Source organism: Nonomuraea sp. AD125B, from assembly GCF_041402765.1.
In the GTDB taxonomy this organism is placed as follows: domain Bacteria; phylum Actinomycetota; class Actinomycetes; order Streptosporangiales; family Streptosporangiaceae; genus Nonomuraea; species Nonomuraea bangladeshensis.
This window is the reverse complement of the sequence record NZ_JBGLOU010000003.1, coordinates 14,584-27,353: the sequence shown is the minus strand read 5'-3', so window position 1 is coordinate 27,353 and position 12,770 is coordinate 14,584. Positions and strand designations below refer to the sequence as shown.

12 protein-coding genes are annotated in these 12,770 nt (G+C 73.1%); 5 read left to right on the top strand and 7 right to left on the bottom strand.

The window, feature by feature from the left end:
• The 5 genes from ACBR40_RS09460 to ACBR40_RS09440 form a co-directional block, all read right to left on the bottom strand.
• Positions 1-606: a hypothetical protein gene (locus ACBR40_RS09460; RefSeq protein ID WP_344207021.1), complete on the bottom strand. Its 606-nt coding sequence runs from the start codon at positions 604-606 to the stop codon at positions 1-3.
• 9 nt (positions 607-615) lie between these two features.
• On the bottom strand, positions 616-1,185 hold the full coding sequence (locus ACBR40_RS09455; RefSeq protein ID WP_344207022.1) for a DUF5709 domain-containing protein: 570 nt from the start codon (positions 1,183-1,185) through the stop codon (positions 616-618).
• Between the two features lie 35 nt (positions 1,186-1,220).
• The gene (locus ACBR40_RS09450; RefSeq protein WP_371248382.1) at positions 1,221-2,699 is read right to left on the bottom strand and encodes an aminotransferase class I/II-fold pyridoxal phosphate-dependent enzyme; all 1,479 of its coding nucleotides are present in this window, start codon (positions 2,697-2,699) and stop codon (positions 1,221-1,223) included.
• Between the two features lie 81 nt (positions 2,700-2,780).
• A complete protein-coding gene (locus ACBR40_RS09445) occupies positions 2,781-5,042 on the bottom strand; it encodes a catalase (RefSeq protein ID WP_371248381.1) in 2,262 nt (753 codons plus the stop codon).
• A 115-nt stretch (positions 5,043-5,157) separates the two neighbouring features.
• The gene (locus tag ACBR40_RS09440; RefSeq protein WP_344207025.1) at positions 5,158-6,042 is read right to left on the bottom strand and encodes a diacylglycerol kinase family protein; all 885 of its coding nucleotides are present in this window, start codon (positions 6,040-6,042) and stop codon (positions 5,158-5,160) included.
• Positions 6,043-6,145: 103 nt separating this feature from the next.
• On the opposite strand from ACBR40_RS09440, the gene ACBR40_RS09435 reads away from it, so the two are divergent.
• Complete coding sequence (locus ACBR40_RS09435; RefSeq protein ID WP_344207026.1) at positions 6,146-6,877, top strand: phosphatase PAP2 family protein; 732 nt, start codon at positions 6,146-6,148, stop codon at positions 6,875-6,877.
• A gap of 12 nt (positions 6,878-6,889) precedes the next feature.
• Here ACBR40_RS09435 and ACBR40_RS09430 read toward each other — a convergent pair whose 3' ends face one another.
• Complete coding sequence (locus ACBR40_RS09430) at positions 6,890-7,063, bottom strand: hypothetical protein (RefSeq protein ID WP_329591804.1); 174 nt, start codon at positions 7,061-7,063, stop codon at positions 6,890-6,892.
• A gap of 10 nt (positions 7,064-7,073) precedes the next feature.
• On the opposite strand from ACBR40_RS09430, the gene ACBR40_RS09425 reads away from it, so the two are divergent.
• The 3 genes from ACBR40_RS09425 (at position 7,074) to ACBR40_RS09415 (ending at position 10,836) form a co-directional block, all read left to right on the top strand.
• Positions 7,074-7,553: a phosphatase PAP2 family protein gene (locus ACBR40_RS09425; protein ID WP_371248677.1), complete on the top strand. Its 480-nt coding sequence runs from the start codon at positions 7,074-7,076 to the stop codon at positions 7,551-7,553.
• A gap of 1,487 nt (positions 7,554-9,040) precedes the next feature.
• Entirely contained in the window at positions 9,041-9,697 is a 657-nt protein-coding gene (locus ACBR40_RS09420; RefSeq protein WP_371248380.1) for a response regulator transcription factor, read from the top strand.
• Positions 9,694-10,836 carry a sensor histidine kinase gene (locus tag ACBR40_RS09415; protein ID WP_371248379.1) on the top strand — a complete coding sequence of 381 codons (1,143 nt, stop codon included), beginning with the start codon at positions 9,694-9,696 and terminating at the stop codon, positions 10,834-10,836. Before ACBR40_RS09420 ends, ACBR40_RS09415 begins: the two co-directional genes overlap by 4 nt.
• Here the strand turns inward: ACBR40_RS09415 and ACBR40_RS09410 are convergent.
• Complete coding sequence (locus ACBR40_RS09410) at positions 10,802-11,722, bottom strand: DNA-3-methyladenine glycosylase (RefSeq protein WP_371248378.1); 921 nt, start codon at positions 11,720-11,722, stop codon at positions 10,802-10,804. The genes ACBR40_RS09415 and ACBR40_RS09410 overlap by 35 nt on opposite strands.
• 150 nt (positions 11,723-11,872) lie before the next feature.
• Between ACBR40_RS09410 and ACBR40_RS09405 the strand changes: the two genes are divergently transcribed.
• Positions 11,873-12,769: a hypothetical protein gene (locus tag ACBR40_RS09405; protein WP_344207032.1), complete on the top strand. Its 897-nt coding sequence runs from the start codon at positions 11,873-11,875 to the stop codon at positions 12,767-12,769.
• The last annotated feature ends 1 nt before the right edge of the window (position 12,770 follow it).

The window sequence follows — 12,770 nt, the reverse complement described above, 5'->3', positions numbered from 1 at the left end:
TCAGTAGGGGCGGCCGGTGCCCTCGCCGGGCAGGTAGCCGCCGTCGTCGTCGGCCGTGCGGCCGGAGCCGCCGTCCGGGTCGTCCTCGTCGGAGGCCACCCAGTCCACGCCCGCGCCGATGTGCTCGCCGCCGGGCAGGCCGGGCTCCGGCTCCGAGGGCGGCTCGCCCTCGTCGTCGATCACCATGCCGTGCTCGGCCTCGTTCACCGGGCCGGTGACGCGGAAGCCGGGGTCGCCGCCCTCGCCCTGCGGCTCCAGCCGGTCGGGCGGCATGGGGTGCGGGCTCGGGCCGTAGGTGGCGACGTGGTCCTCGATCTCGTCGGTACGCGCCGCGACGGCCTTCTCGTCGGAGCCCGCGGTCACGGGCCATTCGTCGTCGCGGCCGGTGGTGTACCCCATCGGCGTCGCGTAGCCGCTCGTCGGCTCGGCGTCGTCGCGGGGCTTGGACCCGGGGCTCGGGTTCGAGCCGCGGATCGAGGCGGGGCCGACGTCGCCGCCCATGTTGTGCAGCTCGGCGTCGAACGTCGTGCCCCGGTCCTGCTCGCGTCGTTTGTCGCGTTGCTCGCGTTCCGCAGGTGTCTCCGTGGTGTGCTTCTCGTCAGACATGCCCCCTCCTCACTCGGGCTCGACCCGCATGGCGGCCTCTTCGGCGCTGTAGCCGCCCGAGTCCGGGCCCACCTCCGTGGCGATCTCGTCGGCCTCGGCGTCGGCGCGTGTTCCCTCGTCGGGCGCGACGAGCCGGCCGGCCCGGCGCGGCTCGTCCCAGACCTGGCCGGAGGGCTCCTCGGGCTGCGCCTCCCAGCCGGGGTCCACGTCGTCGTCGCGCTCGTAGCCCGTGTCCAGGTCCGCGCCCACGCCGAGGCCGCCCTCCTCGGTCACCCGCTCGACCTCGGGCGCGTCGTCCTGGTCGGTGGGCAGCCGGTCGGCCGTGGCGGACTCGGCCACGCCGAACACCGGCTGGTCCTCGGGAACCTCGCGGTCCAGCCGGCCGCTCAGCGACTCGCCCTGGATCTGCTCGTCGATGGTGGTGCCGAAGTCCTCCACGGCCACCGGGTGGTCGGCCGGCAGCGGGGCCTCCTGCGGGTCCACCGCCCACTGCTGCTGGGGCGTGCCGTCCTGCAGGTCGGGGATGCCCTCGTCCTCGAAACGGGAACGAGGGTCATGCTCGGGTGTGTTGTGACTCATGTTTTCGCCCCTACCCATACGTCGCAAAAGGCCACTTAACGGGCGTGATCCTCTTCGGCCACGACCCGGAACGTGTCGAGGGAGGAGTCGGCCGCGTCCGGGACGACCATGCCGCCCGCCAGCCCGCTCCGCAGGTAGCGCAGGATCTCGCCGTTCAGGCGCTCGCCCGGCACCACGGCGGGGACGCCCGGCGGGTACGGCGTGATGAGCTCGGCCGAGACCCGCCCGGCGGCCTGCCGCCAGGGCACGTGCTCGACCGGCGCGAAGAAGGCGTCGCGGGGCCGCATGGCCTGCTCCAGCCGCAGCCCGCCCGGCGGCGGGATCTCCACCCGCGGCGCGGGCGGCAGCTCGCCGGCCCGCGCGCTCAGGTCCCGCAGCGCGGCCAGCAGCCGTTCCACGGTCTCCTCGTCGTCGGCGTGCGTGAGCTGGACGCCGACCCGGCGGTGGTCGGAGTGGCCCAGGTTGATCCGGTGGTTCTCGCGCATCCAGTCGGTCGCCTGGTAGCCGCCCGTGCCGAGGCCGCTGACGTCCACCAGGAGCTGCATCGGGTCGGCGTCGAAGGCCTTGCCCTCGCCGCAGAGCTCCTCACGGGAGTGCACGTGCAGGCCGTCGATGGCCTCGATCTCGATGCGCAGCGCCTCGGCCAGCTTCAGCGCGCGGTCGTACAGCTCGCGCCCGTGCTCGACCATCTGCCGCCGCCAGCCGTCGAGCGTGGCGTAGATCAGCGCGGAGGGGCTGGTGGTGCTGAACAGGTCCGCGCGCTCCTTCAGCAGCTCCGGCGCGACGAGGTCGCCCTGCAGATGGAACACCGAGCTCTGCTCCAGGGCCGAGCCCATCTTGTGGATGCTGGTGACGCACACGTCCGCGCCCGCGTCCATGGCCCAGGTCGGCAGGTCGGGGTGGAAGGGCAGGTGCGCGCCCCACGCCTCGTCCACGAGGAGCGGTTTGCCGCGCTCGTGGCACAGGCGGGCCAGCGCGGCGAGGTCGGTGCAGGTCCCGTACGGGGTGGGCGTCACGACCAGCGCGCCCTTGGCGTCGGGATGCCGGTCGAAGGCCGCCGCGAACGCCTCGGGGCCGGGCGCGTGGGCCAGGTGCAGCTCCGTGTCCCATCGGGGCTCCACCCACACGGGGACGCTGCCCGACAGCACCAGCTCGGCCACCACCGACTTGTGCGCGTCCCTGCCGAGCAGCAGCTTCTCCCCGGGCCCCGCCACCGCGAGCATCGCGGCCTTGACCGACAGGGAGCTGCCGCAGGTGGAGAAGAACGTCGCCGACGCGCCCACGGCGTCGGCCATGAGCTCCTCGGCCCGCTGCAGCACGCCGCCCGACGACGAGCGGTCGTCCAGGCCGCCGGTGACCAGCACGTCGTCGCGGAAGACCGCCTCGCCCATCACCTCGGCGACCCTCGGATCGATCCCCCGCGCCTGCTTGTGACCCGGCGGGGTGAAGGGGAGCTGCCCGCTGTCGTGATAGGCCTGCAATGCCTGGAGGACAGGCGCCTGTGACTGATCCATGGGCCCGCTCTTGCCCTGACGTGCGGAGCGGAAACGCCGGAGGGGGCCGGGTGCGCACCCGGCCCCCTCCGTACCGTACGGTCAGGCGGCCGGCGGGAACCGCTCCCACACCCGGTGCGCCGCGAGCAGCCCGATCGTCTCGCGCAGGACCTGCTCGCCGTCCTCGCCGACGATCACGCCGGGCGCCTGCTCGGGCACGCCCGCCTGGGTGAGCGCCCGCGCCGCCGTGCCCCAGCCGCCGATCGCCTTGGCGTGCCGGTAGACCTCCATGACCATGAGCACGACGCGCGGGTCCACGCCCCCGTCCGGCAGGAGGTTGCCCGCCTTGGCGTCGCGCGCCCCGAAGGCGTCCTTGCCCGGCGCCGGCGCGCCCGCCAGCAGCAGGGCGTCGAACTCGACCGAGCGCGCGGTCAGGAACGTCCGCTGCACCGGCATCGTCCCCAGCATGCCGCCCTTCGGCGCGACGATCAGCGGCACCATGCCGGCGGCCAGCACGGCCGTCCGCACCGCGCCGACCACGCCGAGGTCGCAGGACTCGTCGGCGACGATGCCGATGATCCGCCCGTCGGTCGGCCACTCGCGGCCGACCTGCGACAGCGCGGGGCTCGGCGCGATCTCGGCCGGCGGCTCGGTCGGCTCGGGCGCGGGCAGCCCCAGCCCTTGGGCGACCTCGCGGCACAGCACCGGGTCGATGTTGGCCAGCACCCTGAGCTGGCGCTCCTTCACCGCCTGCTCGTAGCACTTGCCCAGCTCGAAGGTGTAGGCGTCGATGATGTGCTCCTTCTCGACAGGAGACATGCTGCGCCAGAACAGCCGCGGCTGGCTGAAGTGGTCGGCGTACGAGGCGGGCGCCTCGCGCACCTTCCGCCCCGCCACCTCCACCGGCACCTCGACGTAGCCGCCCTCGGCCGCGCCCGCCTGGAAGGGACAGCCGCCGTCCAGCGAGTTCGGCCGGTACGGCGCCACCCCCCGGTGCACCGCGTCCTGGTGGAAGCCGTCCCGCAGCATGTCGTTGACCGGGGCGTGCGGCCGGTTGATCGGGATCTGCGGGAAGTTGGGCCCGCCGAGCCGGGTGAGCTGCGTGTCCAGGTAGGAGAACAGCCGGGCGGCCAGCAGCGGGTCGTCGGTGACGTCGATGCCGGGCACCAGGTGGCCGGCGTGGAAGGCGACCTGCTCGGTCTCGGCGAAGAAGTTGGAGGGGTTGCGGTTGAGCTCCATCAGGCCGATCGGCTGGACCGGCGCCAGCTCCTCCGGCACGATCTTCGTCGGGTCGAGCAGGTCGATGCCCTCGAACATCTGGTCAGGGGTGTCGGGGAAGGTCTGGATGCCCAGCTCCCACCGCGGGTACGCGCCCGCCTCGATCGCGTCGGCGAGGTCGCGCCGGTGGTAGTCGGGGTCCACGCCGTTGATGAGCTGGGCCTCCTCCCACGTCAGGGAGTGCACGCCGAGCTTCGGCTTCCAGTGGAACTTCACCAGCGTCGTCGCGCCCTCGGCGTTGACCAGCCGGAAGGTGTGGACGCCGAAGCCCTCCATCATCCGGAAGGAGCGGGGGATGCCGCGGTCCGACATGTTCCACATCGTGTGGTGGGTGGCCTCGGTGTGCAGGGAGACGAAGTCCCAGAACGTGTCGTGGGCGCTCTGCGCCTGCGGGATCTCCCGGTCGGGGTGCGGCTTGCCCGCGTGGATGACGTCGGGGAACTTGATGCCGTCCTGGATGAAGAAGACCGGGATGTTGTTGCCGACCAGGTCGTACACGCCTTCGGTGGTGTAGAACTTGGTCGCGAAGCCGCGGGTGTCGCGTACGGTGTCGGCCGAGCCGCGCGAGCCGAGCACCGTGGAGAACCGCACGAAGACCGGCGTCTCGACCCCTTCGGCGAGGAAGGCGGCCTTGGTGATGTTCGCGGCGGTGCCGTACGAACGGAAGACGCCGTGGGCGGCCGAGCCGCGCGCGTGCACCACCCGCTCAGGGATCCGCTCGTGGTCGAAGTGCATGATCTTCTCGCGCAGGTGGAAGTCCTGCAGCAGCACCGGGCCGCGCGGGCCGGCCTTGAGCGAGTGGTCGGTGTCGGGCAGCCGCACCCCCTGGGCGCTGGTGAGGAACGCGCCGCCCTGCGCCATCGCGTCCTGCGACGCGCCCGTCGGCTGCCCCGTGGGGGAGAAGGTGTCCGGGCCCGTCTGGTCGGGCTTCGGCGCCAGCGGCTCGCGCGGCTCGACCGGCTCCTCCACCGAGGGCGGCTCGCTGTTCGGCACGCCGGGGATCTCGGCCTTCTCCGGGTGACCGTGGTGGGCGACGGTGTCCACGACCTTCTCGACCGCCGACTTGATCGGGTTTGACTCGCTCATGGATAGCACTCCTCGGCACGCGCCGTGACATGGATGTCTTTGCTGTCAGGCGTCGTTCGCTACCCAGGCCGGTCGCGGCCATTCCGAGAAGTCCAGGTCAAGCCCGTGACACCGGTCACCGCGCAGGTGGCAGGCAGATCGTGAGCGCGCCGGGCGCGGCCTCGGCCTCGATCTCCGTGACGCTGTCCCGGTCGCCGCCGTCCAGCTCGTACGTCAGCGGCGAGCCGAACTTCGCCGACACCTTGCGCGCCCGCGTGATCCGCACGAACGGCGACTCGTCGGAACGCCCGGCCGCCATCCTGCCGAGCACCCGCGCCCACTGCACCGGGCCCTTGGCCGTCGAGACGCCCACGTCCAGCCAGCCGTCGTCCGGCCGGGCGTCGTCGAACGCCTCGATGCCGCCCGCGATCGTGCTCACGTTGCCCAGCAGCAGGCAGCTCGCCATGCCGTCGAACCAGGTGGAGCCGTCGATCTCGATCGTCATCGGCACCAGCGGGCCGCCGACGCCCTGGACGGCCGCCTTGACGTAGCTCAGTTTGCCGAGCTTCCGCTTGGCCGCCCCGTCGGTCGCGGCGATCATCTCCGCGTCGAACCCGGCCCCGGCCATCACGGCGAAGTGCTCGCCGTTGACCACGCCCAGGTCCAGCCGCTCGCGCCGCCCGTGGAAGCCGATCCGCACGGCCTCCTCCAGGTCGATGGGGATGCCGAGGTTGCCGGCGAACAGGTTCGCGGTGCCGGCGGGCAGGATGGCCATCGGCACCTTGGAGTCGGCGAGCGCGTCGGCGCAGCGCTGCACCATGCCGTCGCCGCCCCAGACGAACACCAGATCGGCGCCCTTCTTCAGCGCCTTGCGCACCTTCTTGGGCGCCTTCTTGCTCTTCGGCACCTCGTACCAGAGCAGGTCGCCGACGCCTTCCTCGGTGATGAGCACCCGGAGCCGGTCCAGGCCGGCTCCTAACGTCTTCTTGCGGTGGGCGATCACCGCCACAGTGGGGGACATGTGGGTGCGACTACCCCGGCCGCGGCTTCTCAGACAGGAGCATTAATCGCGCGCCCGCTGGGTAGCCGTGGCGGACGCGCAACCGAGGGAAAGGGCGGGAGACGTGAGACTTCCACAGCTCAAAGATCCTGATCGCGGTCTCGGGCTGCGGCTGGCGCTGGCGAGTCTCGCCGTGGCGCTGATCATGATTCCGTTCACCCTTCTCCTCGTCGTGGCCAAGATGCCGCTGAACGACCTGGACCACCAGGTGGCGGTGGACCTGCACGCGTACGCGCTCGCCCACCCCGGCGTGACCACGGTGCTGATCGTCTGGACGGACCTGTTCGGGCCGTGGCCGTGGCGGATCGCGGTCGGCCTGTACGCCGCCTGGCTGTTCTACCGGGGCGCGCCGCGCCTGGCCGCGTGGGCGGTCACCACGATGGTCGTGGGCGGGCTGCTCGGGCTCGCGCTGAAGATCGTCGTGGCCCGGGCCAGGCCGCACCTCCCCGACCCGGTCGCGCTCGCGCCGGGCGACTCGTTCCCGTCGGGCCACGCGGTCAACGTGACGCTCGGCGTGGGCGTGATCGTCCTGCTCCTGCTGCCCTCGCTGCCCCGGTGGGGGCGGCGGCTGGCGTGGGCGGCCGGGTGGTTCGTGGTGCTGTCGGTGGCGTACACGCGGGTGGCGCTCGGCGTGCACTGGGTGAGCGACGTCGTGGGCGGCATCGTGCTCGGCGTGGCGGTGATCGCCGCCACGGCGGCGGCGTTCGAGATGTGGCGGCGCGAGCAGGGGCGCAGACCGGCCTCGCCGGTGAGCGAAGGAGTGGAACCGGAATCGGTGAAGGTGACCCATGAGTGAGCACGTGAAGTACTACGCCTCGACGATCTTCTTACCGCTGGTGCTGCTGGCCGCCGTGACGTACGGGGTCGGCCGGGCGATCCTCGCCTGGCCGACCGGGGAGGCCGGACTGAGCCGGGCGCTGGCCGCCGACCGCACCTCCGAGTGGAACACCCTCACCGACTTCGGCAGCAGCCTGTCCGACACGCCCTACATCGTGACGCTCACGGCGATCGCCGCGATCGCCTTCCGGCTGGTGTGGAAACGCTGGCTGGAGTCGGTCTTCCTGATCGTCGCGGTGTGGAGCCAGTCACTGGTGTTCCTCGGGACCACCGAGGTCGTCGGCCGCCACCGGCCGCCGGTGGAGCACCTGGACCCGGCCCCGCCCACCTCCAGCTTCCCGTCCGGGCACGTCAGCGCGGCGGTCGCGTTCTACTGCGGCCTCGCCCTCGTGCTCGCCACGCACACCCGCAACCGGGCGCTGCAGGTGGTGATCTGGGTGCTCGGCGTCGCCGCGCCGCTGAGCGTGGCGTTCTCCCGCCTGTACCGGGGCATGCACTTCCTCACCGACGTGACCTGGGGCCTGCTGCTCGGCCTGGTCTGCGTGGTCGTGGCGGCGCGGGCCATCCTGTTCCGGCGGGTCGGGGCGGAGGGCCGGCCGGCGGTCGCCCTGAAGGCGCAGGCGCAGGCGTCCTGACGCCAGGGCGGCGGCCAGGCACGCGGGCGGGATGGCGGGCAGCACGTACCGGTGGTCGAAGTCGAGCGCGGCCACCGGCGCCACCAGCAGGAACATCGCGAACGCCCACGGCAGCAGCACGGCCCGCCGCTCCCGCCCCGCGGCCACGCCGAGCCCGCCCACGACGAGCATCACCCCCAGCAGCGGGCCGTGCAGCGCCCACGGGTACCGGTAGGCGGCCAGGATCGACGCGTACGGCTCGACGGACGACATCCCGCTGATGTCCTGGTCGTACTCGGCGCGGACCTTCCCGATGAGGGCGTGCTCCTCGGGCAGCGACCACGACCCGACGGGGAACGTCGACATGGGCGTGACCCGCTTCGGATGCGCGACCGGCTCCCAGGCGAAGGCCAGCGAGGTGTCCTTGACCACCTCACGCAGGTAGTCGAGCGGCTGGGCGGCGATCGCGGCGAGGGCGAACGACCTGGCCGCGTCGTTGTGCGTGAAACGGTCGCCGGGCAGGCGGTTGAGCGCGGAGCCCGGCGCCCAGACGTACTCGGAGGCGGCGTCCACGACGGTGCCGTTCGGGCAGAGCGGGGCCAGGTCGGGCGGCGGCTTGATCACAGAGCAGTCGGCGAACGTCATCGTGCGCGCCCACAGCGCCACCCCGTCGGAGCCGCTCAGGCCGAACCTGCCGTGGTGCTGGGCGTACCAGCCGGCGTAGGCCAGCAGCGGCAGGCCGCCCGCGAGCGCCAGCGCGACCAGTGGCCGCCAGTGCCGCCAGGGCGTGCGGCGCAGCAGCAGCCAGAGCGCGGCCAGGCCGAGCAGCGGCACGGCGGCGGTGCGGGTCAGCCCCGCCAACGCGAGCAGCAGGCCCGCCGCGGCCGCGGCCCGGACGGAGATCTTCCCGGGCCGCCACATGAGCACCAGCAGCGCGGCCGTGACCAGGAAGATCACCTGGAGGTCGGACAGCACCGCGTGCTCCAGGCGGACGAACGGCGGGGCGAACAGGACCGGCAGGGTCGCCAGCGCCGCGCCCCAGCCGGGCAGCGAGCGCCGGCGCAGCAGGGCGTACATCATCACCGCGACCCCCAGGCCCATCACGTGCTGGACCGCGACCACGAGCCGGACACTGTGGAAGGGAAGCAGCGCCCACAGGAACCACGAGTACCCGGCGGGGTGGAACGCTCCCTGCGGCCGCATGTGCACGGCCGTGTCCAGGTAGGTGAAGGAGTCGTACCAGTAGACCTGCGCCGTGTCGTAGCCGAGCATGACCAGCACGCGCAGCGCGGCGGCCAGGGCGAGCACGCAGCAGAACAGCCGGTGCGTCCGGAGCAGTCGGGCTGTCACGGACGTCCTCCCCGTACGTCGGGCCGGTCGGTTCCGGCCGTAGGCAGGGCAGTCCAGCGGATGACCGATAACCTGATCGTCACGAGATTTGGTTATGCGGGCGTTATGTGGGTTCGGCGAGGATCTTCGCCGTTCATGGATCTCGCGAGGGGGCGCGCGTGCGGGTGCTGGTGGCTGAGGACGAGAAGATGCTCGCCGACTCGATCGCGGAGGGGCTGCGGGGCGAGGCGCTGGCGGTGGACGTCGCCTACGACGGCGAGGCGGCGCTGGAACGCCTCGCCGTGCACGACTACGACGTGCTCGTCCTCGACCGCGACCTGCCCCAGGTGCACGGCGACGAGGTGTGCAGGACCGTGGTGGAGAAGGAGTGGCTGGTCAGGGTGCTGATGCTGACCGCCGCCAGGGACGTGCGCGACCGCGTGCGCGGGCTGTCGCTGGGGGCCGACGACTACCTGCCCAAGCCGTTCGCGTTCGAGGAGCTGGTGGCCCGCGTGCACGCGCTCGGCCGGCGCGCGAGGAGGGCCGACCCGCCCCTGCTGGAGCGGGCCGGGGTGCGGCTGGACTGGGCGCACCGGCAGGTGTTCCGCGACGGCGTGTACGTGCCGCTGGCGCGCAAGGAGTTCGGCGTGCTGGCCGAGCTGCTGCGGGCCAGGGGCGCGGTCGTCTCGGCCGAGGACCTGCTGGAGAAGGTGTGGGACGAGCACATCGACCCGTTCACCAACACCGTGCGCACCACGGTCATGAAGCTGCGCAAGAAGCTCGGCGAGCCTCAGGTCATCGAGACCGTCCCCGGATCGGGTTACCGCATCCGATGAGCGCCCGTCTCCGCTTCGCCGTGTCCTGCGCCGTGGGGTTCCTCGTCCTCGGCGCCTTCGTGCTCGCCGGCGTGTGGCTCGTCGTGCGCTCCAACCTCGAATATCGCGCCGACCTGCTCACGCCCGCTTGCACGCAGGACGGGGTCTGCAGGAACGACCCGCTGTACGAGGTGGGGCGCCGGCAGGCGATGCGGGTGCGCGCCGCCTACCAGCGCGACACCCTCACGGCCGTGCGCGACCTCGGCGCGCTCGCCGTGGTGGCGGGGGCGGCGGGGGCGTTCGGGGTCGGCTGGCGGACGGCCGGCTGGGTGCTGCTGCCGCTGCGGCGGATGACCGAGACCGCCCGCCAGGTCGCCCAGAGCCACGACCTCACCGAGCGCATCTCCTACGAGGGCCCGCGCGAGGAGGTCAAGGAGCTGGCCGACGTCTTCGACACCATGCTCGGCCGGCTGGCCCGCGCGTTCGACGCGCAGCGCAAGTTCGTCGCGAACGCCTCCCACGAGCTGCGCACCCCGCTGACCATCAACAGGACCCTCGTGGACGTGGCCGTGCGCCGGCCCGACGCGACCGACGACGTCAAACGGCTCGGCGAGTCGCTGCTGCTGGTCAACGCCCGGCACGAACGCCTCATCGACGGCCTGCTGGCGCTGGCGGAGGGCGAGCAGGCGGTGCTGGACCGGCGGCCGTTCGACCTGACGGACGTGGCCGAGCACGTGCTCGACCAGGCCGCCGCCGAGGCTGCCGAGCGCGAGGTGACCATCCACCGGCTGCTCGACCCTGCGCCGACCACCGGCGAGGCGGTGCTGGTGGAGCGGCTGGTGCAGAACCTGCTGGAGAACGCGATCCGGCACAACCATCCGAAGGGCGAGGTGTGGCTCTCGACGCGGCGCAGGGCCGAGCGGGTCGAGCTGGTCGTGGCCAACACCGGGCTGCCCGTGCCCGCCTACGAGATCGAGACGATCTTCGAGCCGTTCCGGCGGCTGCACGGCGACCGGCTGCGCTCGGACCGGGGGAGCGGGCTCGGCCTGTCGATCGTCAAGGTCATCGCCGAGGCCCACGGCGGCACGGTCACGGGCTGGCCGCGCGAGGAGGGCGGCCTGACCATCACCGTCGAGCTGCCGGTGGACCCGGCCGCGTGACCGCCTGGTCGTCGAGGGTGCCGTAGGCCGTGGCGCGGAACAGGAAGGATGCCCACGAGCGGTAGGGCCGCCACGCGTCGGCCAGCTCGCGGTAGGCGGCCGGCGGGGCGTCCTCGGGCAGCCCGTACGCCTCCCGCAGGATCGCGAACAGCCGCGGCTCGTCGCCGGGGAAGGCGTCGGGCGCGCCCGCGCCGCGGATCAGGATGAGCCCGGCGGAGAACGGCCCCACCCCGGGCAGGGCCCGCAGCTCGGCCAGCGCCTCCTCGGGGGCGAGCGAGCGCAGGTGCTCGGTGGTGAGCACGCCGTCGAGCGCCGCCCGCGCCAGCCCGCGCACCCACTCCTCCTTCTGCGCGGGCAGCCCGAGCCCGCCCGCCTCCAGCAGTGACACCGGCGGCGGGAACGCCTGGAACGCCTGCCCGTCCACGACGACCTCGGCGCCGAAGCGGGCGGCGATGCGCTGCTTGACGCGCGAGGCGACGAGCATCGACGAGCGCTGCACGATGACCGCCCAGCACGCCGCCTCCCACGGGCTCCAGAAGCACAGCGGGCGCAGGCCGGGACGCCGCCGCTGCACGTCGCCGAGCACGGGATCGGCCTCGCCGGCCTTGGCGAAGCCCGTGCCGTCGACGTCGAGCGAGAAGATCCGCGCCACCTCGCCGCGGATCGACGGGCCCGCGGGCCGGGTGGTGGCCACCTCGACCCCGCCCGGCGCCGCCGTCACCCGCACCCCGATCGGCTTCCAGTCGTGCTCCGCGCAGTAGGAGAAGCGCAGCGCCCGCCCGTCGGAGGGCAGCGCGCTGGTGGCCGGCCAGTCCTCGGCGAAGCGCAGGCAGCCGCCGAAGTCGAACGGGCCGTCGGCGGTGATCGTGAATCCGTGCGGGGTCATACCCGTAGGGTAGAAGCCGCCCCCGACAGACCCGGTTCGCTCCACCGGAACGCCCCAGATTCCCGCTAAAGTCCATAGGCAATGAGGAGAATCCTAAAGAAGGGGCAAGCGGCGATGTCCGGCACCCAGTCCAGCCCTACCCTCGGTCCCATGCCGATCGACGAGAACGCCCTTCTGCCCGACCCCGACCGCGCCCGCGTGGCGATCGGGCCGCCGTCGCCGGGGGAGGGGCACTGGGCGGGCGCGCCCAGCGCCGTCGCCGCCGGCGGGCTCATCCACCTGGCCTACCGGCTGCGCCGCCCCGTCGGGCAGGGCCGCGGCTACGCGGTGGCGATCGCCCGCTCCGTGGACGGCGAGCGCTTCGAGACGCTCGCCACGATCACGCGGGAGGAGATGGACGCCGAGTCGCTGGAGCGGCCCACCCTCGTCCACCTGCCCGACGGGCGCTGGCGGCTCTACCTGAGCTGCGCGACGACCGGCACCAAGCACTGGCGGGTGGAGGTGCTGGAGGCCGACGAGCCCGGCGCGTTCGACCCGCGCACCCGCGTGACGGTCCTGCCCGGCGACCCGAAGACCGGGGTGAAGGACACGGTGATCGTCCGGCGCGACGGCGTGTGGCACCTGTGGGCCTCCTGCCACCCGCTCGCCGACCCCGACGAGGCCGACCAGATGGTCACCGACTACGCCACCAGCGCCGACGGCATGGAGTGGACCTGGCAGGGCACGGCGCTGACCGGCCGGCCGGGGATGTGGGACGCGCGCGGCGTGCGCGTGAGCGCGGTGCGCTTCGACGGCGACCGGGTGGTGGCCTTCTACGACGGCCGGGCCGGCGCGGAGGAGAACTACGAGGAGCGCACCGGCATCGCGGTCGGGACCGACCCGGCCGCGCTGACCCCCGTGGGCGAGCGGCCCGCCGCGCGCTCGCCGTACGGCGGGGGCGGCCTGCGCTACCTGGAGCTCGTGGACCTGCCCGGCGGCGGGACCCGCCTCTACTACGAGTACACCCGCGAGGACGGCGCCCACGAGCTGCGCACCGAGTTGCGGTGAC